Genomic DNA, 22,870 nt, shown 5'->3' with positions numbered 1-22,870 from the left:
TGGGTATTTTAGTGCATTAAATATGATGCGAGATCAACTGCAAAAGCTTATAGATGCATTTAAGTTATTGATATGTTGTTCGTTAATTATAACGGCTTATATTTTGCTTATTGTATATATATTATCAAAATATTGAGCTGTAAATGAAAAATATTGAAGTGAACTTTGATGGGTTGGTTGGTCCTACACATAACTACGCGGGGCTATCTGAGGGAAATGTAGCTTCAGTTTCAAGTGCTAAGAACACTTCAAGCCCTAAAAACGCTGCTTTGCAGGGCCTTAAAAAAATGAAATCTCTCTGTGATTTAGGATTAAGTCAGGGCGTATTCGCTCCGCAAGAGCGGCCGGACATTTATACATTAAAAAGGTTAGGCTTTCATGGGAGTGATGCACAAATATTGTCTGCAGCATACAAAGCATCACCTACGCTACTAGCATCTTGCTGTTCTGCCTCAACTATGTGGACGGCTAATGCGGCAACCGTATCTCCTTCGGCAGATACATCAAACAATAAAGTTCATTTTACAGCGGCGAATTTAGCGAATAAATTTCATCGTTCCTTAGAGCCTAAGACCACTAGCAATATACTTAAAGCTATCTTTTGTGATGAAAGGTATTTTCAGCATCATCAACATTTGAATGACAATGAACACTTTGGTGATGAAGGTGCAGCGAACCATACGCGACTATGTGCAGACTATGGAGAAAGAGGAGTAGAAATTTTTACTTTTGGTCGTTACGCTTTTGATAAAAATAAACCTAGACCACAGAAATATCCAGCAAGACAAACCTTTGAAGCAAGTCAGGCGATAGCAAGATTGCATGGAATAACTGATAACAACGCTATTTTTGTTCAACAAAACCCTGATGTGATTGATCAAGGTGTTTTTCATAATGATGTTATTTCAGTGGGTAACCAGAATGTACTCTTTTATCATGAACAAGCGTATTTAAATAATGCTTCCTTTAAAGCCGAAGTTGTAGATAAATTTAAGGGTGACAATCTTCATTTGATTGAAGTCTCTACAGAGCAAGTTTCGATAAAAGATGCTGTGAGTACATACTTATTTAATACTCAAATAATCACGCTACAAGATGGCTCCATGGCCATTATTGCGCCTATGCATTGCCGCGAGAATACTAGAGTGTATGATTATTTACAGACTTTAATTGCTGCCAATAACCCTATAAATAACATTCATTTTTTTGATGTTAACGAAAGTATGAAAAATGGTGGTGGTCCTGCATGTTTAAGATTGAGAGTAGCGCTGACAGAGCAGGAATTATGCGCAGTGAATTCCTCATGTATAATGACAAACACTCTTTATGAGCAACTAGTTGAATGGGTTAATAAACATTACCGTGACAAATTAATTATTGATGATTTAAGGGATCCGCAATTATTGATTGAATCAAGATTTGCGTTAGATGAGCTTACCCAACTTTTGAATTTAGGCTCTGTTTATAGATTTCAGCAATAGGAATACCAATTCCATTAAGCTTGTGATCTTGTTGTGGGCAGCAAAATAATTCAAGGATAGATTGTTTTATTGGCCAATAGATGGAGATTGAGAGCAGCGCCGCTTTGGGATATTTTAACCAGCACAAGTGGGCTAACTTAATGGAATGACTTGGCTTGCATGAGTTACTGATTCAATCAGTAACTCATTTTACTTTTCTGGGGGCGAAAAAAAAACTTAACATTGCTATTAATGTTTCGTTTCTTCCTTTGGAATGAATAGTGCCGAGTGCCGAAATCTAACTGGCGATCTACTGATTACAAGGCAGCTACGTGGTATTAATGAAACTACTACTTGTGTGATCTAACCTCATGAATAACAGATTTAAATAGAATATTAGCCCTACGAGTTTTTGAGCTAATAATTTAAATAGCGCATTAATACTTAGGTTGAAACTCTTTAATACCAAGGTCCCCATCTCCAGCGCTTTCAAGTTTAGAGGGTGTAATATTCATATATTTATCCTGGCTAAGCTATTTTGAATCGAGTAACGCCTTTAAATGCACATCAAGGTAGATTGGCTGTGCAAAATATTTTATCGTCTAGTCATTTTTTATTTGTTGGACTTTGAAGCGCGACTTTACTCTAATACGCTTAATTAGGTGGGTGCTGTATTCGCACTGAATGCAACCTCTACAGCCAAAGGAAAGAAAATGAAAGAAATCTCCTCACTCGACGATGTTAGAGCCTGTTATAACGTACGCCATTGGAGTCAAGGGTATTATGGTATTAATGACGGTGGTGATGTTTATGTAGCTCCTGTCCATGATAACCCTCAGCTGACGGTAAATTTAAGCACTATTGTCGAAAAAATAGCAGAAAAAGGCTTGTCCTTGCCTATTTTAGTACGTTTCCCTCAAATACTTCACCATCGAGTTAATAGCTTGTGTGAAGCGTTTAATAGTGCCATTGAACAATATGGCTATGATGAAAAGTACTTGTTGGTTTATCCGATCAAAGTAAATCAACAACGAGAGGTTGTGAATGAAATACTGGCGAGTCAGTTTAATAAAGAAGTACAGCAGCTGGGTTTAGAAGCGGGTAGCAAGGCTGAATTACTTGCCGTTTTGGCACTAGCTGACAAAGTGTCGTCAGTGATTGTTTGTAATGGTTATAAAGACAGAGAATATGTTCGTTTAGCGTTGATCGGTGAAAAACTAGGACACAAAGTTCATATCGTTTTAGAAAAAATGTCTGAACTTGAAATGGTTTTAGCCGAAGCGAAAAAGCTAAATGTTGAGCCTAGGCTTGGCATCCGTGTTCGCCTGGCTTCACAAGGGAAAGGTAAGTGGCAAGCAAGTGGTGGTGAAAAATCGAAATTTGGTTTATCAGCCTCACAAATTATTAAAGTCATTGACGTTTTAAAAAAAGAAGACAAGTTACATACCTTGATCTTGGTACATTTTCATCTGGGGTCACAAATTGCCAACATCAGAGATGTGAGGTTAGGCGTCAGTGAAGCAGCCAGATTTTATTGCGAGTTACGCCAACTTGGTGCAAATATAACGTGTATGGACGTTGGGGGGGGCTTAGCCGTTGATTATGATGGCACGCGCAGCCAGTCTCATAATTCTATGAATTATAGCTTAGCCGAATACGCGAATAACATCGTCTATACCATTGGTGATATTTGTAAGACATATGAGCAGCCAATGCCAATGATCATTTCTGAGTCTGGCCGTTCTCTAACAGCCCATCACGCAGTATTAATTTCCAATGTGATTGGCGCGGAAAGCTACACGCCTGAGCAATTAGCACCACTAGACAGTAACGATAATATATTACTGAATAACATGTGGAGGTCATTGCAACAGTTACGTGAAGGGGTTGATGATAGAGCGTTAATCGAAATTTATCATGATACTCAAAATGATCTCAGTGAAGTACATCATCAATTTGCGTTAGGACTCGTCAATTTGTCTCAACGAGCATGGGCGGAGCAAATTAATTTACGTATTTGTTATGAATTGAACCAGTTAATGGATGTCAAAAACCGCTTTCATCGGCCTATAGTAGACGATTTAATGGAAAAGTTAGCGGCTAAGTACTTCGTTAATTTCTCCTTATTTCAGTCTTTACCTGATGCGTGGGGAATCGATCAGGTTTTTCCGGTGTTGCCATTAAATCGATTAGATAGCAAAGACAAAAAACGCGCTATTTTACTTGATATTACTTGTGATTCGGACGGTACTATTGATCAATATGTTGACGGTCAAGGTATAGAAAGCACCTTGTTGGTGCCTGAGTGGCGACAAGATGAACCCTATTATCTAGGTTTTTTCCTCGTTGGTGCTTACCAAGAAATATTGGGCGATATGCATAACCTATTTGGGGATACGCATAGTGCCGTGGTGTCGTTGGATGAAAGTGGTGAAATCGATATTGTTGAAATGAATGAAGGTGATACGGTTGAAGATATGCTCAATTATGTACATTTGGATGCTGAAGAATTCAAAAATACGTATAAATATTTAGTGAATGCTAAGTTGCCTGAAGGCGAACGAAAAGAGATATACGCGGAGCTAGCCGCAGGGCTCAGTGGTTACACTTATTTAGAAGACTTTTAGTAGGAAAGCAAGATGAAAAATATTTTTCTGCAAGAAGATAATTCAATATATTCCAATGCTATGACATTTTTGCGGCAGCCTTTGGCAACCGACCCTGTTCATAGTGATGCGGACATTGTGATATTAGGGCTGCCTTTTGATATGGCGACAACAGGCCGTTCAGGTGCTCGAATGGGACCTACAGCTATTCGTCATGCGTCAGTCAACTTAGCGTGGGAAGGAAAGCGGTTTCCTTGGCCGTTTAGCTTAACGCGTCATGTTAAAATAGTTGATGCTGGCGATTTAGTTTATAGCTGTGGTGATGCGGCACAATTTTGTGATGTAGTTGAATCTGCAGCTTCACAACTACTCGCCGCTAACAAAACTATTTTAGCGCTTGGTGGTGATCATTTCGTTACCCTACCTTTGTTAAGAGCTTATGCTCAGAAATTTGGAAAATTGGCGTTAGTGCACTTTGATGCCCATACCGATACGTACAGTAATGGCAGCCAATATGACCACGGCACTATGTTTTTTCATGCGCCTAATGAAGGGCTAATTGATCAAGATTCATCAATACAAATTGGTATCCGTACTAATTATAAAAAGAAAAATCATGGTTTTGAGGTGATTGATGCGTCACAAGCCAATGATATGTCTGTTGAAGAAATAACTAAGCAGATACTCGAGCGAGTGAAAGATTTACCCGTGTATCTAACCTTTGATATTGACTGTTTAGACCCTGCATATGCACCAGGTACAGGAACACCTGTTTGTGGTGGGATGACCACAGATAAAGTGCTTAAAATTTTAAGAGGATTATCAGGCCTAAATCTTGTTGGTATGGATGTAGTTGAGGTAGCGCCAAGCTATGATAATAGTGAAATAACGGCACTCGCTGCGGCAACAATAGGTGTAGAGTTAATGCATTTGTGGACGGTTAAGCATAAATTAGCAAATAAAAGCAGCGAAAAAGTGGCGTAACTACAATGAGCAATGAGTTCAATAAAACCTATTGAACTCATTGCCATTTGATACCAAAGATGATTTTTTAGAATAAAATTTACAATGAATTGAGCTAGGTTACTTTCCTTATTTCTTCAGCAAAATAGATAACAATTTCGATAGCGATTAGTACAATAATAATCCACTCTAAAAATGACGAATGTTGGTGTTTTTGTTCATCGGCTAACATCTCAAATAATTCATGAATAGTTGCTAATTTTTTAGACAATAAATCCACCCGTTGATGAATTTCTAAGTAACGAACAACGGCATTATAAATGGCTTCAAATTCCGGATATTCCCAGAAAAAATCAGGCGTATCTAATAATCCATAGTGCAAAATAATATCGCTTTTGGTACTAAATAAGGTACCTCTTATTTTCGCAATATCTTTTCGGTTTAGTGCTATTTTACCTGTTTTTGCTAATGCTTCTGGCAAATGAGAATAATCAGCGATAGTGTTTTGAGCTTTCAGTTCATATTCCATTAGTTTAATTGATTGCGCTAATGCATGGCTGATTGCTAGGCGTGTGAGGGGATTTTCGTCAGGCAAATTGATCGTGTCTTTACTTATTTTAATGTTACTTGTAAAAGTAAAACGAAAATGTTCTTCTATATTTTGAGACTTGCTCTTATCGCGGCGAAGTAAACGATTGATTAACGCTTGACGTTCATCTTCACCTACACCCCAAAAGACAATCACGCCATAGTCAAAGAGCCAATATTCTCCTGTTGGTAAAACAACTTGTATGGCATCTCTGTACCGGACACCTCGTTCAGTAATAGACTTATCAATTGCGATTAAATCATCAGAAGCATCATCACAAAGGTTGTAAACGGATAACCTATCGTGGCTGAAAGAAACGGCTTCTTCTGGAGTGGGTGTTATGTTATTAGTGCTCATATTTATTACCAAAGTAGTGTTTATCTATTATATTAATTTGTTGAATTTTTGCGCTGTTCTATTCTTCGTAAAAATTCACTCATAATTATTATGTATAGCTCAAAGGTTATGACCTGCTCAGATTTTAAATAGGGTTCCCAGTCTGTTGGGTTATCAATAACAATAGTGGTGTTTAACATAATAAAAACAAAATAAAATTTTATGTAGTATGAGCGCCAATCAAAAAACATCAAACGCATTATTTTGTTGTTGTTGACAAAAATAATTACGTATAAATCAATAAGGATAACGGTATACAATTTAAACACATAACCTTTGAGATCATTACTTTTGTAAAGCCGTAGCTTAGCTATATGACAGGATTAAATCACGTATAACGTTCAGCATAGGTGGGGTAGGTAGTTTTATTGGTGTTAATGAAATCTATTATAGAATTCGACCAATCGATAGATACAAAAAAGCCCTAACAATGTTAGGGCTTGATGCTTCCTACGAAGGAATGGTGCCGACTGCCGGAATCGAACTGGCGACCTACTGATTACAAGTCAGTTGCTCTACCAACTGAGCTAAGTCGGCACACAAAGCTGTGTGCAATATTTAAGTTTATTTAAACAACTTAAATACTTTTGGCACCGAAGTATTACTTAATATTATTAGCTAATAATAATTGAGCACCACTTCTGTAAAATGGTGCCCCGACCCGGATTTGAACCAGGGACACGAGGATTTTCAATCCTCTGCTCTACCAACTGAGCTATCGGGGCTAAACATGTCTAACTTGGCTGTAATTCGTTACCTCGTTAAGACGGGGCGTATTAAACTGTTTTTCTTTTACCCCGTCAACTCTTTTTTGCTAAGTTTTTTATAAAAAGTGTTTGTTTGCTGCTTTTTACAGCACATCTGTTTTTTGTGCACTTTTTATGAGCGTTAACGAGTTATAAAACGAGCAAGCCAAACTGATGTAATAATTAAATGTGATTATTTACTCGGTGGAACATAACCTTCAATCTCGGGTTCTTTACCTTCAAATAGGTAAGCAATCATGGCTGTTTCTAAAAAAGCACGATCATCAGCATTCATCATATTCATTTTTTTTTCATTTATTAGCATAGTTTGCTTTTTTTGCCAGATCCCCCACGCTTCTTTACAAATATTATCAAAAATACGTTTACCTATTTCACCTGGATATAGTTGGTAACCTAGACCTTCGGCTTCTTTATTTAGGTTTTGACAAAATACTGTGCGACTCATAATGGTTTCTCTTCTCTATATTAGATACGTAGTAGTTAATTAGTGGGCTTTGAACTTTATTGATTATTTAAGTAAAACAAAATTTAAATATGAAAGATCAACAGTCCTTAAGTAAAGTTAGTAGTTTTTGTGTTGAGGCTGCTAAGCCGACACTTAATTCTTGGTGTAAATCATACCACTTTTGCTGATTAGGTTCGTTTATATTTGCACAATCAAGTTGTTGGCAGTCTACTACCACGGGGGTAATATCTAAATGAAAGTGACTAAAAGTATGCCTAAACTCAGTTAAGGTTTGTGATGAAAGTGCTTTAAGTGACAAACTCGTCATTAAGTCATCAATTTCATCTAGTTCTTCAATTTCATGAAAACACCATAATCCACCCCAAATACCGACAGGTGGTCGCTTCTCCATTAATACCCTATCACAGCGTTCGTTTTTCAGTCGAGGGATCACCATGATGGTTTTCTTCTCAGGAATTTTCTTTTTAGGCTTTTTCTGAGGAAAATTTGATTGTTGATCACCTGCCTTGGCCAAACAACTTTTCTCAACAGGGCAAAGCTCACAAGTGGGTTTACTTCGGGTACAAACGGTAGCACCTAAGTCCATCATTGCTTGATTGAAGCTGTCAGTTTCTATAGCAGGCGTTAATTGTTCGCTTAACTGCCATAATGCTTTATCAAACTTGCTCAAGCCATTATAACCTTCTACTAGGTAGCTTCGAGCTAATACACGTTTTACGTTACCGTCTAAAATAGGATGATGTTGCTTTAGCGATAAACTTAAAATAGCGCCAGCGGTTGAGCGGCCTATACCCGGTAAAGCAATAACTTGCTCAATATCAGTAGGAAATTGACCCTCATAATCATTGGCCATTATTTTAGCTGATTTATGTAAATTACGTGCTCGAGCGTAATATCCAAGACCAGTCCAATGATGTAAAACTACGTCTTCATCGGCATTGGCTAAATCAGTTATTGTTGGGAAACTTGCCATAAAACGCTGATAGTAGGGGATAACTGTCGCAACTTGTGTTTGTTGTAACATTATCTCTGATATCCATACTCTATATGGGGTTTTGTTTTGTTGCCAAGGTAAATGCTTTCTACCTTGTTGGTGGTACCAGCTTACGACTTGCTGGCCAAATTTTTCAGCCGAGTTGGCTGATAGTACTATAGGATTTTTCATAGCGCGCAGTGTAACTAAATAACTTGTTGAGCTCAAATAGGCAAGTTCGGATATTGATTAAGTAGCGTATATAGCCGTTGCCAATCATTACAAAAATTTCAGAATGTATGAGTAATTTTCATTTCCACTGAAATCCTACACTTTGCATGGTAACGGGTATATAATATCGCCTTTGAAATTCTATTCGCTTGGTTCCAACTTAGCACTAAGAAAAAATATAAGGCTTTATAATGAAAGTAAACGCAAAAAACCGTAGTACCCGTATCCGTAAAAAATTACGTGTTGATGAGTTTCAGGAATTAGGTTTCGATGTTGCTTGGAAATTAAAAGACGGCATAAATGGCGAAGAATTAGATGCGTTTATTAGTAAGTTTTTCGCAGAAGCTATCCAACCAAATGAATTAGGTTTTGGTGGTGAAGGTGATACGTTATGGCATGGTTTAATCTGTACTCAAGCGTTAGGCTCTTGTACTGATGAACATCGTAACATTGTTGAAAAATGGTTGACTGATAATGGTGCAACTTCAGTAGCTGTTAGCGACCTTTACGATGTGTGGTGGGCTGAATAAATTTATTCGTCATAAATGATTTTTATACTACATTGTCGGCGTTATTCAGTACCATTGCTTATGTTCCATAAGCAATGGTACTGAATAACTTGACGGCTTTGTCTAAAACCCATTTATTTAGAATAATGAAGTCGAATAACTACTTATGCAGCACTATCTATAATGCTTGCTGAATATAATTGAACAAATATTAGTAAAAGATCCAATATGACTGAAAAAACACATAAAACCATAGAACAAGCCGAGCAAGAAGGTAAGTACATTCGTAAAGTACGTAGCTTTGTTAAACGCGAAGGTCGGTTAACTAAAAATCAAGAACGTGCGATTAACGATCATTGGAAAAATATGGGCTTAAACCATAGTGATGGCGTTATTGATACCAAAGCACTATTTACCAATGAAAATCCTGTGGTTTTAGAGATCGGTTTTGGTATGGGAAAATCGTTAGTTGAAATGGCCAAAGCAGCACCAGAACTAAACTTTATTGGTATTGAAGTACACAAACCCGGTGTTGGCGCTTGTATTTCATCTGCAGTTGAAGAAAGTGTTAGCAATTTAAAAGTTTATGAACATGATGCTATCGAGATTTTAGCCGACTGTATAGCTGATGGCACACTAACAACGGTGCAATTATTCTTTCCAGATCCATGGCACAAGAAAAAACATCATAAACGCCGAATTGTTTCTGCAGAATTTGTTGAAACTATTAGACAAAAGTTGAAAGTTGATGGGGTTTTCCATATGGCTACTGACTGGGAAAACTATGCGGAATGCATGTTAGAAGATATGCAAAGTGCACCAGGTTATAACAACTTGTCAGAAACAAGCGATTATGTGCCGCGTCCAGATTCTCGCCCTTTAACTAAGTTTGAAAACCGTGGGCAACGATTAGGCCATGGCGTATGGGATTTACAATTTGCTAAAAAGGCTTAATACCAATATCACTAACTAAGTGATCATTTTCAAATGGCTTAAATATCCAATAACATCGTTGCTTTCAATCCCAATAGCCAGCTATTGCTCAATCAAGCGCCTTGTTCTTGAACATTTATTATCATTGCTTATTTTAAAATGAAAGCTGTTCCTTAATTAATGTCATTGGTATAACTTTTCTGTTAAACCTTTTTGCTTTACCTAGTAAAGTTAAGCTAGCCAAGTAAGTTTTGGCTTGCTTAGGTTTTACTTTGTTTAGGTACTGGTAAATATTGATGTTCAATGAAAAATAAATGTTGGGCGTTACGTAAATTTCCGCTGTCTATTAACCATTGTTGGTCAATAATTTCACGTGCTAAGGCCGCATGCAATATGCGGCTTTTATATTGGGTCCAATAAACTAATGTTGCTGCTTGGTGGCAATCATTATTAGGAAATAGTTCACTGCGAGTTAGGGATAATTCTTCAATAATATCTGCAATCACTTTGTCTTTTAGCTCAGTATTAATTTGTTGTTTAAAACGCGTAAATCTTTTTGCTTTAACTAACTGCCATAGCAACCAAACCAATGACAGTAACGCCAATGTGGCGATAATTTCCATATGATTTTCCTATTTAAATAATCGCGGTTATCATAGCACCTTAACTTGATTATTTATCTATTCAAGTACATAAAAGTAATGATAAAAAGATCACAGTTGGTTACACTGTTATTAATTTAATCACAGTGGATTTTTATCAATGAGTAGAGTTTTTCTAATTCTTAGTCTTTTCGCCTTAAGTGGCTGCACAACAACACAAGCATATCAAATAAAAGAAAATTCAATTCAAACACTTTATAAGAAGGTTAATCCTTCAGTCGTCGAATTGCATGTAGAGTCATTAGCTGATCCTAAAGTTGGTCAAGTGGCGTATAAAGCAAAAACGGCCAATTCATTGGGGTCAGGTGCGTTAGTTAGTGAGGAAGGTCGTATTTTAACTGCCGCGCATGTTGTTGATAAAGCAACATCAATTGAAGTTGAGTTTGCTGATGGCACTAAAACTACTGGTCATGTTGTTTGGATAGAACCTCTCATTGATTTGGCCATGATTCAAGCAGGGAAAGTTCCTAGCACAGCAAAACCATTGAAATTAGCTAAAGCTAATGATTACCAAATAGGCGAACAAGTTATTATTATTGGCGCACCTTTTGGTGTGAGTCATAGCTTATCTGTAGGCTATTTAAGTGGTATTCGTGATGGTAATGCAATACCAGGAAGAACCTTAGTACCTCGTTTACTACAAACCGATGCTTCAATTAACCAAGGGAATTCTGGCGGTCCAATGTTCAACCTTAATGGTGAAATTGTTGGTATTGTGAGTCATATATTATCTAAAAGTGGTGGCAGTAATGGCTTAGGTTTCGTTGTTTCGGTTGATACCGTACGCCATATAATTGATAGTGACCCGGGTACATTCTCTGGTTTTATTCCGCTTCTACTGAATAAAAAACAGTCTTACGCAATTAACAATACCGCAGGTCATGGTATGTTAATTCAACATGTTATACCGGGTACTTTAGCAGATAAACTTGGCTTCAAAGGTGGTAATCTTAGTGTCGTAATGGGTCGTAGTCCTATTTTACTTGGTGGTGACATACTGCTAGAAGTAGGAGGACGTGCTATTATTGATTTAGCCTCAGCGGTACAAATTAAGAAACACCTTGCTAGCTTTGAAAAAGGTGACAAAGTTACCTTCAAATATTTACGCAATGGCGAAATGAAAGAAACTTACTGGATTGTTGAGTAACTACTATCCAGTGGTTGTCGCTAACAATAAGCTATGATGTTTATTCAAAATAGCTAAAACAAAACGGCAGATAATCTATCTGCCGTTTTTATAGATAACTTAAACGGTAAAAGTACATTTTTAATGGTGTTATATTCATGACTCCTTATAATGGTTGCTAATATTGTTCGGAAGCATTTTATGACTATAGTATATAAAACAAGAACGCAGTTAGTGGTTGAAACTCTTAGAGAGAAAATACTTAGCGGCGAATTAAAGGCGGGTGAATCACTTCGTCAAGCAGCGTTAGCGACCGAATTAAATGTGAGTCGTATTCCTGTAAGAGAAGCGTTGCTTCAGCTCGAAGGTGAAGGCTTAGTTGTCTTTGAACCACATAAAGGCGCAACTGTAACAGAGCTTAACGCTAGACATGTGGCTGAACTTTTTGAATTACGAGCAATGCTTGAAGGAAATTTACTCGCAGCGTCATTACCATTACTAACCAGCGAAAAATTAGCTGAAGCAAGTGATATTTTAGCGCAATTAGATAAAGCGCTTGGTAAGGAAAATGCGGCAAATACCTGGAGTGAACTTAATTCTCGTTATCATAATTGCTTATATTCAGCGGCTAATAGACCGCAAACGCAAGATTTAGTTAACACCCTGAATAAAAATGCGGATAGATATATTCGTATGCACTTATTGTGGGCAGGCGGAATTTCAAAAGCTGGACCTGAGCACAACCAGTTATTAGCCTATTGTAAGACGGGTGATATAGACAAAGCTGTTGCCGTGTTAAAACATCATATCCTAAGCTCAAGAGATGAAATAAAAGCCTTTTTAGAGCAACGCGAAGCAGCGAATATTTAGTTTAGCTATTAGGTCTAAATTCATTTGCTTACTTGTAGTAAAAGTAAGCAAATATTGACTTTTTCTCTCCATTTCTATAGTATTCACGCCCCTCAAAACCACAGTAAACTTGCTTGTTCTTTTTTATGCTTAACCTTGATTAAGTCTAAAGGAAATATGCTCGCCAATTCGTATTCGCCAATGATTTGACTTAAAGAGTTAACTATTAGCGATAAACTCAATGAGATAAAAATGTTTGAATTACACGCCAGTAAAGTGTCTAACTTGAAAAATGATGTGCTATCAGGTCTAACAGTTGCGTTAGCACTGGTGCCTGAAGCAGTAGCTTTTGCCTTTGTGGCCGGTGTAGAACCCTTAGTTGGTTTATATGCGGCGTTTATGGTTGGCTTAATAACCGCTATTTTTGGTGGTCGACCGGGAATGATTTCTGGTGCTACGGGTGCTATGGCTGTGGTAATGGTGAGTTTAGTTGCCATTCATGGTGTTGAATACTTATTTGCCACTGTGGTGCTCACGGGTCTACTGCAAATTATGGCGGGGATATTCAAATTAGGTAAGTTTATTCGCCTAGTGCCGCATCCGGTAATGCTAGGTTTTGTTAATGGTTTAGCCATCGTCATATTCTTAGCGCAATTAGGGCAATTTAAAGTCACTAACGCTGCAGGTGAACTTGAATGGATGCAAGGTACGCCATTATTTACCATGGCTGGTTTGATTCTTTTGACCATGGCAATTATACACTTCTTCCCTAAACTGACTAAAGCAGTGCCTTCTACGCTTATTGCTATTGTAGGTGTTTCATTACTAGTTTTTGCTACTGGCCTTGATACTAAGCTTGTTGGTGACGCAGCTTCGATTGCTGGCGGTTTACCTACATTTTCTGTTCCAGATGTACCTTTCACCTTCGAAACCTTTAAAATTATTCTTCCTTTTGCTTTAGTTCTTGCCGCAATAGGTCTTATTGAATCTTTATTAACGCTCACACTAATTGATGAATTAACTGGTACTCGTGGTCGCAGTAATAAAGAATGTATTGCACAGGGTGCAGCTAACACAGCTACTGGATTCTTCGGCGGTATGGGTGGTTGTGCGATGATCGGTCAATCGATGATCAACGTAAACTCAGGTGGTCGTGGTCGAGCATCAGGTATTACTGCAGCGTTAGCCTTATTAGGTTTTATATTATTTGCTTCAGGTTTAATTGAGCAAATACCTCTGGCAGCGTTAGTTGGGGTTATGTTTATTGTAGTGATTGGTACTTTTGAATGGTCAAGTCTTCGTATTTTAGGCAAAGTGCCTAAAGCTGATGCATTTGTTATTGTATTGGTTTCAGGGGTTACTGTTTATTCTGATTTGGCTGTTGCCGTTATTGTGGGTGTTATTGTCTCAGCATTAGTTTTTGCTTGGGAACACGCGAAGCATATTGCAGTTCATCGTAGTGTGAATGAAGATGGTTCAACCGTTTATGAAGTTAATGGACCAATATTTTTTGGTTCGATCGCTAATTTCCTTGAGCAATTTACGCCAGAAGAAGACAGTGATGATGTTATTGTTGAATTCAAAAATGCACGTGTTGTCGACCATTCAGCCATTGAAGCTATTGATACCTTGGCTGAACGATATTTATCGCGCAACAAGGCTATGCATCTGAAACACTTAAATAAAGAGTGTAAAGAGCTGTTAGACAAGGCAGATAAATTGGTTGAACTGAATATCATTGAAGACCCTGATTATCATATTGTTAGTGATAAATTAGCGTAAAATTCGCTTTAAATCATCTAGCTAAGCTAGCTGTTATAAAAAATGCGTTGATAAGTTATAATTAACTTACAGCGCATTTTTTTTATTTATTTTACCTCGTGCAGATGGACAATTAATTAGTGAGATTGGTATTAAATGCAATTAGAGTTTTTTGATGTTCCTAGCCCTTGTATTGGCATTTGTCAGTTGGATGAAAAAGGTCACTGCTTGGGTTGTATGCGCTCGCGTGATGAACGACAAGACTGGAAAAATTTTAATAATGATGAAAAGCAAAAAGTCATTAAACGTTGCCTTCAACGGCAAAAGCGTAAGAAAAATAAGAGTAATCCTAAGCAAGAGCAGATTGTATCTACATCAGAACGTGAAACAGATATGCAGCCCTCTTTACTTGATCCCCCAAGTAAAACTGAGATAGCAGATGATACCGACATAGACTTTAGTGATTTTGAATTATAAAAGTTATTTTTTACCGCTTGTCTTTAGCGCTAACTATCTAATACTACGATTATTAAAAGCGGCTATTTACGTTTAACTTGAACCGTTGTGATAGGTATTGGTTTAATAATTGAACACTTATGTCGCAGTAAAGGAGTAAATTAAACTTTAAGTTAATTATTATTATAAAACGGTTGCTTGCGCCAAAATTTCACTATATTATACGCGCTCTTTAGAGAGTACTGCTCAATAAAGAATGCCCCGATAGCTCAGTTGGTAGAGCAGAGGATTGAAAATCCTCGTGTCCCTGGTTCAAATCCGGGTCGGGGCACCATAAAAAGACAAAAGCCTCAGCACTAATAATGCTGAGGCTTTTTTCGTTTCTGAAGGCCTGACTATTGATTAGATAGTTGATGCCTAAAAAATTACTGCCAATGGAGTATCTCATACTTAATTGGCAGTGTTACTAGATGCTTAGAGTTGCTCTTTTAAAGCGAATAATAAATCTAGTGCTTGTCTAGGGCTTAACTCATTAACGTCGGTGTCGATAAGCGTTGTAAGTGCAGGGTGCTCATTTGAGGCGAAACTAAGTTGCTCAAAAGCATCACTTTGCAAAGGTGTTGCAGAGAGTAACGTTGGTGTTTGCTGTTGCTCTAATTCACTTAATCGTTGTTTAGCACGCTTTATCACCATTTTTGGTACGCCCGCTAATTGCGCAACTTGTAAGCCAAAACTCTTGCTGGCAGGACCTTCTTGTATTGCGTGCATAAAAACGATGTTATCGTCATGTTCGATAGCATCTAAATGCACATTGGCTAAGATTGGGATCTGCTCTGCTAGCATAGTCAGCTCAAAATAATGTGTAGCGAATAAGGTAAATGCCTTGGTTTTAAGCGCTAGCATTTCTGCACAAGCCCAAGCCAGTGATAAGCCATCGTAAGTACTCGTGCCTCGACCAATCTCATCAAGCAGTACTAAACTTTTATCAGTAGCGTTATGTAATATGTTGGCGGTTTCCGTCATTTCGACCATAAAAGTAGAGCGGCCACTCGCTAAATCATCAGAAGCACCAATGCGGGTAAATATTCTATCAACTAAACCTATCGTTGCGCTGTCAGCAGGTACATAACAACCGATATGAGCTAGCAATACGATTAAAGCTGTTTGGCGCATATAAGTCGATTTACCGCCCATGTTTGGACCGGTAATAATCAACATCTTGCGCTGCTCTGTTAAGGATACAGGGTTAGCGATAAAAGCATTGTTAGTCATCTGTTCAACGACGACATGGCGACCCGCATCAATGCTAATGCCTGGCGCTTCAACTAAATGGGGTTTTACATAGTTTAATGCTAATGCACGTTCTGCGAAGGTGGTTAATACATCAAGCTCCGCGATGGCTTGGCTTAATTGCTGCAGTTGCGCTAAATCGGGTAAGATTTTATCGAATAGTTCTTGATAGAGTACTTTTTCTAAGGCTAAGAATTTGCTTTGAGCACTAAGAACTTTTTCCTCATGTTGCTTTAATTCTTCGGTAATAAATCGTTCATTATTTTTTAATGTTTGGCGACGAATATAATCATCAGGTGCATCAACTGCGGCGGTGCGACTCATTTCAATAAAAAAGCCATGAACCCTGTTATAGCCAACTTTCAATGAGTGTATGCCAGTACGCTCTTTTTCTCGTTGCTCAAGTTGTGCCAAAAATTCAGTCGCACCATCACTTAAATCACGTAATACATCAAGCTCGCTATTATAACCTGGTGCGATAACACCACCGTCACGTATAAGTACAGGTGGGTTTTCAATAATGGCATGTTCCAACAACGCTTGTAGTTGAGGCATTGGCTGGCTTTGTTGGGCAATAGTGGTTAAATAATTAGTGGGAGATTGTGTCAACTCACTTTTTAATTCATCCTGCAACTCAGGTAGTTGCTGTAGAGCATGGCGTAAACGCGCAAAATCTCGAGGTCGGGCAGAGCCTAACGCTATTCTAGAGACAATACGTTCAATATCGCCTAAGCCTTTTAATAATGGCTGGATTGGCGTGATTAGATCTAGCGCTATGATATCACTTACCGTATTTTGGCGATTATTAAGAACCGTTAAATCCCGTAATGGAAAGTGTAACCAGCGTTTAAGTAAACGTGAACCCATTGGCGTAGATGATTTATCTAGAATCGCTGCAAGGGTATTATCTAAGCCACCTTGTAAATTTTGGGTTAGCTCCAAATTACGTCTAGTAGCCGCATCAAGAACCACGCCTTTATTGGCAGATTCACAGACTATGGCCCGAATATGCGGTAGGGCAGTGCGCTGGGTATCTTTAACATATTGAAATAAACAACCTGCAGCAGCTAAACCTAACGGCTTATCATCAACACCAAAGCCAGTTAACTCTTTAGTATCAAACTGTTTGTTCAATAAGCTAATGGCCGTCTCAAGATCAAATTCCCACTCTGGGCGACGACGTAAACCTTTTCTGTTCTCTATTAAACTAAAATCCTGTAGCGATTCACTATAAAGTAGTTCAGCAGGTGATAAACGTTGTAGTTCAGCTTGAAGTTGCTCATTGGTTTGTGGCTCAGTTAGTACAAATCGGCCACTGGCCATATCTAAATAAGCAAGTCCAAAAGCAGGTGCTGAGCTCGTTTTTAGCTTGGCGTTAGGAGATTGGTTATCGACGATGGCAACAATTAGATTATCTTGCTTATCTGCAAGTAGTGCTTCATCACTAACCGTACCAGGAGTGATAACACGTACTACTTTACGCTCAACCGGACCTTTACTGGTGGCAGGGTCGCCTATTTGCTCACAAATAGCGACTGACTCACCTAAGGCGACTAGCTTTGCTAAGTAATTTTCAACTGCATGGTAAGGTACGCCAGCCATTGGAATAGCATTACCACCTGTTTTACCTCTAGCGGTAAGCGAAATATCCAATAAGTCAGAGGCCTTTTTGGCATCATCAAAAAATAATTCGTAGAAATCACCCATGCGATAAAAGATCAAAATATGTGGAAACTCAGCCTTTATGGTTAAGTACTGACGCATCATAGGGGTATGTGAAGACAAATCTTGCATGTTTTTATTACACTTTTTAGTTCTGTACAGCCTACTGCGTGGCTATTTGTGTGTTTGTTGTAATCTAGTGAAATAAACTGAAATTTCAATTTATTCCATGTAATCCCACTAATAAGTGTAGGTTTTGGTATAGGTTTTTTTAGTGTATAATCGAACCATTAAAAAACCTACACCAGATCTGCTAGTTTACTAACATTCTAAGTTATAAATGCAATCATACTGATATTAAAAAGTTAGTGCTATACCTGCAATGAATAAGGACGTAATTAAATGCTAAAAGAACGAAAACCTTTAAACGCAGCGACAATTAAAGCAATGAAGCCTGAAGACAAATATCTTTCTGATATTGAAGAGAATGAAGGCTTGCGTGTGTCATGTAATAAGTCTGGTACGAAGTCTTTTTTCTATCGATATAAAAGCCCAATTACAAATAAGCTGTGCCAGATTAAAATAGGTCGTTTTCCTTCAACATCGCTAGCCGAAGCTAGAGTGAAGTTGCAAGAGTTAAAAGTTATTCGTACTGATGGCCGTTGCCCCGCTAGTGAACAAAAAAAAGCTAAAAAGGATAAAGCTATAATTGAGGAAAAGCTGTCATCAAGAATGACAGTAGCCGATGTTATAGAACTTTATTTATCTCAGTATATCGAAGATCGTACAGTTAACGGCAAGGTCATAGCTGGTGCAAGAAAGAAGAAGGGACAATCCGAAACTAGAAGAACACTATACTGTGATGCGGTAAAAGAGTTAGGTGATCGATATGCTGAGGACGTTACCCGAAAAAATATCGTTAATATGATTATGGGAATAGTTGAACGAGGCTCAAATGTCCAAGCTGGTAACGTGCTGAGAGAATTTACAGCGGCTTATGAATACTCTATAGGGATTGAGAAATTTCCTGATGAATTTGCTAACCCTGCATTATTAGCGAAAAATAGCCTTCGACAAGCAAAAATTCGCTTAACATCTAAAAAAGGACAGCGAGTATTATCTGACAATGAGTTGGCAAAATTATTAAACTGGTTACCAAGCTCAGCTTTTACTCAAACCCAAAAACGAATTCTTCGGTTTACTCTATGGACAGGTTGCCGTACAGGCGAAGTATCAAGTGCAGAATGGGATGATATCGATTTAAATAAGGCAACATGGCACCTCAAAGCGACAAAAACTGATGTTGAACGTTATGTTCAATTATCTAAGCAAGCGATGGATTTTCTTCGACAGTTAAAGTTAGAAACGGGGAAGTACCTTTTTCCGTCGTTCAAGACAAAGTTACCTATCCAACAAAAAGCTATAACAGAGCAAGCTTGGTTAATGCGTAGAGATGATAAAATGCTCGATATCGACCACTGGGTTCCCCATGATTTAAGGCGTACAGTGCGAACGGGTTTATCTCGGTTGGATTGTCCTAATGAGGTTGGTGAAGCCGTTTTAGGGCATGCACGCTCAGGAATTGAGGGTACCTATGATCTTCATAAATATGAAAGTAGATGCAAAATATGGCTTCAGAAATGGGCTGATCACATGGATGAATTAATAACTGACTAAGTAATGATTCGTCTTGTTTTAATTAAATGTTAACTTTCACATCAATAGCTAGTTTTACTATATGAACACGAAAACTTAGGTAATTAAACGAATGAAAAACTTATCCATCCCCTAGTTTTGGCCGCGTTTGGTTAGGTGATGCTAGTAAAGTCATAGGTTACATGGTTATAGGCTTCAATCGCTCTGGCGAAGTTATCTGATAAAAGGGCAGGTTATAAAGCACTTACCCTCTATGTTAAGAATTGTACAACTCATTTAATTTGAATGAACTCTTTAATGCCATATACTGATATTTCATCTGTATTAATTAAATGAATAAGGATAGTAACTTCATGAGAGCGAACAATAAGGAGTTAGCGGAGTACTTGTTGTTAATCAAGAAAATAACGTCTTGGAAAATAAAATCTCCAGACCACAAAGGTTTTGTTGATGATATTGTTCAAGAGGTATTCCTTAAGTTATTTAAGCAGAACTTTTTTGATGAAAATAAGTTTGAATCTGAAGATGAGCGAAAAATGATAACTAGTTATATAAGTCAAGCTGTCCATTCTTGTTATTTGGATCAGCTGAAAGTTTTGGGCTTTAATCGAAGATTAACTAAAGCAGAAAGTGAATCTTCAGGTAATAAGTATGAAAACATTCAAAACAATCAAATTGAAGATACTTGTGAAAGTGAAATAGCACTTTCACAAGTTGAAAGCCCAGAACAATATATTTTTGTAAAAGAAGCATATCAATGGATAAAACGTTGTTTTGATAAATTACTTCTTAATATATCTAATTTTGATAGACGAGAATTTTTCGAGGCGGCTTTTTGGAGCTTTAATGAATATGATTTACCATTAAATAAATTAGCTGTTCATATTGGCTACAGTTCTAGCAATCCAACGCAAGAATTGAAACGATTTATTGATAAAGTATCTTTGTGTACCCAACCCCATGGTGTTGTCGTAACTAATCCGCATGAGCAAATCCAGTTTTTACGAGAACTAATAGATCATTCAGAGGCAAGGACATGAAAAAGATAGATTTAACTAAGCAGATTTTATTAATGCATGAAAACGATGTTTTTAACGATATGGTTAATGAGGTAGAAAAAGAATTAGCTGAAGGTGTACCTAAATCATTGCAAGATGAACTTGATATACTTATTGCGAAAGTAGGCTCATCTGCTGAACAATCTACAGAAAATATCATTCCCTTTAAGAGACAAAAGAAAGAAAAACTATACGAATTTGCTGAAACGGTATTGCTCGCAGCATCAGGAACCTCATTAGCCGAATGGTTTTCTCAACCTATTAACTTTGGTGGCGCTGGCTTTATATTAGATGTAAGGCGTGTGATAGGCTCAGATAATGAAGTTGACTTATATCTTACTCCCAATACAGATAACAGCACTCAAATGAAGAGTTCATTATCATCATATCTTGGTAAGTCATTAGATATTTCTATTCTAAATGACGGTGAAGATCTATTAACTGCCACTATATATGTTGATGAAGAAGGCACGTCTGCTGAAGGAAGTGGCTATTTGAGTAATAGTGCAAACATGAAAGGGATCAAAGGTAAAATTAGTATAAATATTCTTATGAACGACAATTAAAATTGTAAATAAACACCATAGATGGAAGGATAATGTTTGCTCTTATATTCATTAACTTTCGTCCCCACCCCTATCTATTTCACCTGTTGGCTTTATGTGATTTTGTATACTCGAATTACATAAAGCCAATCAACACCTGAAAAAATACTCCCAAACATTAATTTCCTTATCTTTATAAATCAACAGATCTAAACATCACTAAACCTCCCTTAGTCAAAAAATCACCTTGCTTTATAAGATTCTTTAAATAAACGCGTAAAAAGCACCTTGATTACAATATCTTAATGGCTGTTTCTAATGTTTTTAAATTAATTTGTTAATTCTTATCAATGTAGGTTGTTTACCTATACAGAACATAAAGAAATTAACTAACTATAAGTTTTAACTCAAAAAGAGCACTGAAACTATTGAAAAATATTAAGGAAGTAAATATGTGTAATTCTCATAATCATAGTGCTGGTTGTACTTGCGGATTTGGTGGTGAAGGTCATTTAGGCGGTGGCTCATTAACTGAAAGCTACGCTTTCCAACCTAGAACATATAACAGCACCGTACAGGAATACAAACATGATGATGTATGTTCGCCTACTACTTGCCAGTATTGCCAAAGTGAAATTTATTTTGTCAGGCATAACGGGGGCAGCGTTTGGCTTGATGAGCTGGGTGCGCCTTGGAATAAACATCAATGTTTTTACCCTGATGATTCGCCCCCTGTTATAAGCACAAAAGATGTGCCTAATAAGTGGACTGTTGGCATAATTTCTCGAATTAAAATCATCAAAAAGGGTGAGGCTAAAATTACCCTTAACACCTTAGCTGGTAACGTAAGGGAGCATGATTACACTTACCCAGATTATTATGATTTTATTGCTGAATATTTGGGCAGCTTGGTGATGATAAATAACCAAAATCTCACCTTGAAAAAAGTGCATACACCAAAGGCCAAAAAGCAACATCTTGAAATGATGAGGGTAAAATAATGCAAACAACTTTTAGATTATGTAATGGCTTAACAGCAAACCAAGTAAAGGCCGCCCTTTTTGTTATTTATGCTCATAAGATTAATGGACAAGTATACATAGGGAAAACTAAAGATCCCGTTTACCGCTGGAATACTCACTATGATGCATCCCGCAATACAACGCATAGTGAATATAGCACCCCCTTTAAAGTGGCATTAAGAAATGTACAAAACGAATGGCTTGCAACGGAGCATTACATTTTAGCTGTTAGTAATTGCGCTAATGAGATCAGAAAATTTGAAAACATAGCTATTTGCAAATATAAAAGCGAACTTAATGCAACAGGTCACTGGGGTTATAGTGATGCTACTGAAATGTTTAAGCCGCTCAGTCAATGGCAAGATACGGTAATGCTATTTAGGGATGAAAGCCGTGATGTTGAGTGGGGGCTTGCTAAAGATGATGCAGATCGTGATGTTTGTATTGCTCGTATTGAGCATGGAAGGACTAGTCCTACGAGCTTAGTTTCAACAGGTAAAGATGGGAACTTCCCCGCTGGCTATAAAATAAATTGCTCAAGAGCAGCGCGCAAAGGGCACCCAGTTGGCTCGCACGTTAAGGTTTTAGTGAGTTGGCATGCTAGCGGCAACCAGTTAGTTGGTAAAAAGCATGATGTTTTTGTATCTGTTAATATTAATTAAAAAACATCTAAATTTGAGTGCATTGTTGGCTAGGTTTTATCTAACATGTAATTGAATGATCTACTTTGTTAAATGGCGGCATTAAATCTTTATAGCGTTGATACAATAGCGCTATAATTTTTATCCTGCTTAGCAAAATTGACTTGTTTAGTCCTAGAGATAAAAGATAGTGAGTAATTAAAACCACTAGAGAAAAGTCAGCTCATGGTAATGTAGATAATGATATAC

The 22,870-nt window shown here is 37.5% G+C and carries 19 protein-coding genes and 3 tRNA genes; 15 read left to right on the top strand and 7 right to left on the bottom strand.

Going from position 1 to position 22,870, the window contains the following annotated elements; translation table 11 throughout:
- Positions 1 to 143: 143 nt before the first annotated feature.
- From astB to speB, 3 genes are all read left to right on the top strand, one after another.
- A complete protein-coding gene (gene astB / locus CXF71_RS18895; RefSeq protein WP_101234487.1) occupies positions 144 to 1,481 on the top strand; it encodes an N-succinylarginine dihydrolase in 1,338 nt (445 codons plus the stop codon).
- A gap of 692 nt (positions 1,482 to 2,173) precedes the next feature.
- The gene (speA, locus tag CXF71_RS18890) at positions 2,174 to 4,087 is read left to right on the top strand and encodes a biosynthetic arginine decarboxylase (RefSeq protein WP_101234486.1); all 1,914 of its coding nucleotides are present in this window, start codon (positions 2,174 to 2,176) and stop codon (positions 4,085 to 4,087) included.
- Between the two features lie 12 nt (positions 4,088 to 4,099).
- Positions 4,100 to 5,050: an agmatinase gene (gene speB, locus CXF71_RS18885; RefSeq protein ID WP_101234485.1), complete on the top strand. Its 951-nt coding sequence runs from the start codon at positions 4,100 to 4,102 to the stop codon at positions 5,048 to 5,050.
- Positions 5,051 to 5,144: 94 nt separating this feature from the next.
- On the opposite strand, the gene CXF71_RS18880 is transcribed toward speB, so the two are convergent.
- The 5 genes from CXF71_RS18880 to mutY all read right to left on the bottom strand — a co-directional run bounded on the left by CXF71_RS18880 (position 5,145) and on the right by mutY (position 8,412).
- Positions 5,145 to 5,975: an RMD1 family protein gene (locus tag CXF71_RS18880; RefSeq protein ID WP_101234484.1), complete on the bottom strand. Its 831-nt coding sequence runs from the start codon at positions 5,973 to 5,975 to the stop codon at positions 5,145 to 5,147.
- 500 nt (positions 5,976 to 6,475) lie between these two features.
- Positions 6,476 to 6,551: transfer RNA gene (locus CXF71_RS18870), tRNA-Thr, on the bottom strand.
- Positions 6,552 to 6,663: 112 nt separating this feature from the next.
- A tRNA-Phe gene (locus tag CXF71_RS18865) sits at positions 6,664 to 6,739 on the bottom strand.
- 214 nt (positions 6,740 to 6,953) lie between these two features.
- Entirely contained in the window at positions 6,954 to 7,226 is a 273-nt protein-coding gene (locus CXF71_RS18860; RefSeq protein WP_101234482.1) for an oxidative damage protection protein, read from the bottom strand.
- A 97-nt stretch (positions 7,227 to 7,323) separates the two neighbouring features.
- Positions 7,324 to 8,412 carry an A/G-specific adenine glycosylase gene (gene mutY, locus CXF71_RS18855; protein ID WP_101234481.1) on the bottom strand — a complete coding sequence of 363 codons (1,089 nt, stop codon included), beginning with the start codon at positions 8,410 to 8,412 and terminating at the stop codon, positions 7,324 to 7,326.
- Positions 8,413 to 8,642: 230 nt separating this feature from the next.
- Here mutY and CXF71_RS18850 point away from each other — a divergent pair, with 230 nt between their 5' ends.
- Together CXF71_RS18850 and trmB are read left to right on the top strand one after the other, a co-directional pair.
- Positions 8,643 to 8,981, top strand: a complete 339-nt coding sequence (locus CXF71_RS18850) for a YggL family protein (RefSeq protein WP_101234480.1) — start codon at positions 8,643 to 8,645, stop codon at positions 8,979 to 8,981.
- Positions 8,982 to 9,188: 207 nt separating this feature from the next.
- On the top strand, positions 9,189 to 9,914 hold the full coding sequence (trmB, locus tag CXF71_RS18845; protein WP_101234479.1) for a tRNA (guanosine(46)-N7)-methyltransferase TrmB: 726 nt from the start codon (positions 9,189 to 9,191) through the stop codon (positions 9,912 to 9,914).
- 239 nt (positions 9,915 to 10,153) lie between these two features.
- Here the strand turns inward: trmB and CXF71_RS18840 are convergent, their stop codons facing one another.
- A complete protein-coding gene (locus CXF71_RS18840; RefSeq protein WP_101234478.1) occupies positions 10,154 to 10,516 on the bottom strand; it encodes a hypothetical protein in 363 nt (120 codons plus the stop codon).
- A gap of 139 nt (positions 10,517 to 10,655) precedes the next feature.
- Between CXF71_RS18840 and CXF71_RS18835 the strand changes: the two genes are divergently transcribed.
- The 5 genes from CXF71_RS18835 to CXF71_RS18815 all read left to right on the top strand — a co-directional run bounded on the left by CXF71_RS18835 (position 10,656) and on the right by CXF71_RS18815 (position 15,081).
- Positions 10,656 to 11,702 (top strand): S1C family serine protease, encoded by a 1,047-nt coding sequence (locus tag CXF71_RS18835; RefSeq protein ID WP_101234477.1) that lies wholly within the window; start codon positions 10,656 to 10,658, stop codon positions 11,700 to 11,702.
- Positions 11,703 to 11,882: 180 nt separating this feature from the next.
- A complete protein-coding gene (locus CXF71_RS18830) occupies positions 11,883 to 12,551 on the top strand; it encodes a GntR family transcriptional regulator (protein WP_101234476.1) in 669 nt (222 codons plus the stop codon).
- 231 nt (positions 12,552 to 12,782) lie between these two features.
- Positions 12,783 to 14,312: a SulP family inorganic anion transporter gene (locus CXF71_RS18825; RefSeq protein WP_101234475.1), complete on the top strand. Its 1,530-nt coding sequence runs from the start codon at positions 12,783 to 12,785 to the stop codon at positions 14,310 to 14,312.
- Between the two features lie 135 nt (positions 14,313 to 14,447).
- Positions 14,448 to 14,768 (top strand): DUF1289 domain-containing protein, encoded by a 321-nt coding sequence (locus CXF71_RS18820; protein WP_101234474.1) that lies wholly within the window; start codon positions 14,448 to 14,450, stop codon positions 14,766 to 14,768.
- A gap of 237 nt (positions 14,769 to 15,005) precedes the next feature.
- Positions 15,006 to 15,081: transfer RNA gene (locus CXF71_RS18815), tRNA-Phe, on the top strand.
- Positions 15,082 to 15,221: 140 nt separating this feature from the next.
- Here the strand turns inward: CXF71_RS18815 and mutS are convergent.
- Entirely contained in the window at positions 15,222 to 17,831 is a 2,610-nt protein-coding gene (mutS, locus tag CXF71_RS18810; protein WP_101234473.1) for a DNA mismatch repair protein MutS, read from the bottom strand.
- 270 nt (positions 17,832 to 18,101) lie between these two features.
- On the opposite strand from mutS, the gene CXF71_RS18805 reads away from it, so the two are divergent.
- From CXF71_RS18805 to CXF71_RS18785, 5 genes are all read left to right on the top strand, one after another.
- Entirely contained in the window at positions 18,102 to 19,376 is a 1,275-nt protein-coding gene (locus tag CXF71_RS18805) for a tyrosine-type recombinase/integrase (protein WP_101234472.1), read from the top strand.
- Between the two features lie 332 nt (positions 19,377 to 19,708).
- Positions 19,709 to 20,395: a hypothetical protein gene (locus CXF71_RS18800; RefSeq protein WP_101234471.1), complete on the top strand. Its 687-nt coding sequence runs from the start codon at positions 19,709 to 19,711 to the stop codon at positions 20,393 to 20,395.
- Positions 20,392 to 20,979 (top strand): hypothetical protein, encoded by a 588-nt coding sequence (locus tag CXF71_RS18795; RefSeq protein WP_101234470.1) that lies wholly within the window; start codon positions 20,392 to 20,394, stop codon positions 20,977 to 20,979. Before CXF71_RS18800 ends, CXF71_RS18795 begins: the two co-directional genes overlap by 4 nt.
- 431 nt (positions 20,980 to 21,410) lie before the next feature.
- Positions 21,411 to 21,959, top strand: coding sequence for a hypothetical protein (locus CXF71_RS18790; protein WP_101234469.1), 549 nt, complete (start codon positions 21,411 to 21,413; stop codon positions 21,957 to 21,959).
- The gene (locus tag CXF71_RS18785) at positions 21,959 to 22,642 is read left to right on the top strand and encodes a GIY-YIG nuclease family protein (RefSeq protein ID WP_101234468.1); all 684 of its coding nucleotides are present in this window, start codon (positions 21,959 to 21,961) and stop codon (positions 22,640 to 22,642) included. Before CXF71_RS18790 ends, CXF71_RS18785 begins: the two co-directional genes overlap by 1 nt.
- Positions 22,643 to 22,870: the final 228 nt, after the last annotated feature.

The sequence above is a fragment of the Colwellia sp. 12G3 genome (genome assembly GCF_002836775.1).
In the GTDB taxonomy this organism is placed as follows: Bacteria; Pseudomonadota; Gammaproteobacteria; order Enterobacterales; family Alteromonadaceae; genus Colwellia.
Note: the sequence above shows the minus strand (reverse complement) of the source record. Positions and strands in the feature narration are given on the sequence as shown.

What these genes read in the sequence shown, in the direction of transcription:
- CXF71_RS18880 (WP_101234484.1), bottom strand. Translation starts at nt 5,975, where the DNA reads ATGAGCACTAATAACATAACACCCACTCCAGAAGAAGCCGTTTCTTTC.
- CXF71_RS18795 (WP_101234470.1), top strand. Translation starts at nt 20,392, where the DNA reads ATGAAAAAGATAGATTTAACTAAGCAGATTTTATTAATGCATGAAAAC.
- CXF71_RS18840 (WP_101234478.1), bottom strand. Translation starts at nt 10,516, where the DNA reads ATGGAAATTATCGCCACATTGGCGTTACTGTCATTGGTTTGGTTGCTA.
- speA (WP_101234486.1), top strand. Translation starts at nt 2,174, where the DNA reads ATGAAAGAAATCTCCTCACTCGACGATGTTAGAGCCTGTTATAACGTA.
- CXF71_RS18850 (WP_101234480.1), top strand. Translation starts at nt 8,643, where the DNA reads ATGAAAGTAAACGCAAAAAACCGTAGTACCCGTATCCGTAAAAAATTA.
- astB (WP_101234487.1), top strand. Translation starts at nt 144, where the DNA reads ATGAAAAATATTGAAGTGAACTTTGATGGGTTGGTTGGTCCTACACAT.
- CXF71_RS18805 (WP_101234472.1), top strand. Translation starts at nt 18,102, where the DNA reads ATGCTAAAAGAACGAAAACCTTTAAACGCAGCGACAATTAAAGCAATG.
- mutS (WP_101234473.1), bottom strand. Translation starts at nt 17,831, where the DNA reads ATGCAAGATTTGTCTTCACATACCCCTATGATGCGTCAGTACTTAACC.
- CXF71_RS18825 (WP_101234475.1), top strand. Translation starts at nt 12,783, where the DNA reads ATGTTTGAATTACACGCCAGTAAAGTGTCTAACTTGAAAAATGATGTG.
- CXF71_RS18785 (WP_101234468.1), top strand. Translation starts at nt 21,959, where the DNA reads ATGCAAACAACTTTTAGATTATGTAATGGCTTAACAGCAAACCAAGTA.
- speB (WP_101234485.1), top strand. Translation starts at nt 4,100, where the DNA reads ATGAAAAATATTTTTCTGCAAGAAGATAATTCAATATATTCCAATGCT.
- trmB (WP_101234479.1), top strand. Translation starts at nt 9,189, where the DNA reads ATGACTGAAAAAACACATAAAACCATAGAACAAGCCGAGCAAGAAGGT.
- CXF71_RS18830 (WP_101234476.1), top strand. Translation starts at nt 11,883, where the DNA reads ATGACTATAGTATATAAAACAAGAACGCAGTTAGTGGTTGAAACTCTT.
- CXF71_RS18820 (WP_101234474.1), top strand. Translation starts at nt 14,448, where the DNA reads ATGCAATTAGAGTTTTTTGATGTTCCTAGCCCTTGTATTGGCATTTGT.
- CXF71_RS18835 (WP_101234477.1), top strand. Translation starts at nt 10,656, where the DNA reads ATGAGTAGAGTTTTTCTAATTCTTAGTCTTTTCGCCTTAAGTGGCTGC.
- mutY (WP_101234481.1), bottom strand. Translation starts at nt 8,412, where the DNA reads ATGAAAAATCCTATAGTACTATCAGCCAACTCGGCTGAAAAATTTGGC.
- CXF71_RS18790 (WP_101234469.1), top strand. Translation starts at nt 21,411, where the DNA reads ATGTGTAATTCTCATAATCATAGTGCTGGTTGTACTTGCGGATTTGGT.
- CXF71_RS18860 (WP_101234482.1), bottom strand. Translation starts at nt 7,226, where the DNA reads ATGAGTCGCACAGTATTTTGTCAAAACCTAAATAAAGAAGCCGAAGGT.
- CXF71_RS18800 (WP_101234471.1), top strand. Translation starts at nt 19,709, where the DNA reads ATGAGAGCGAACAATAAGGAGTTAGCGGAGTACTTGTTGTTAATCAAG.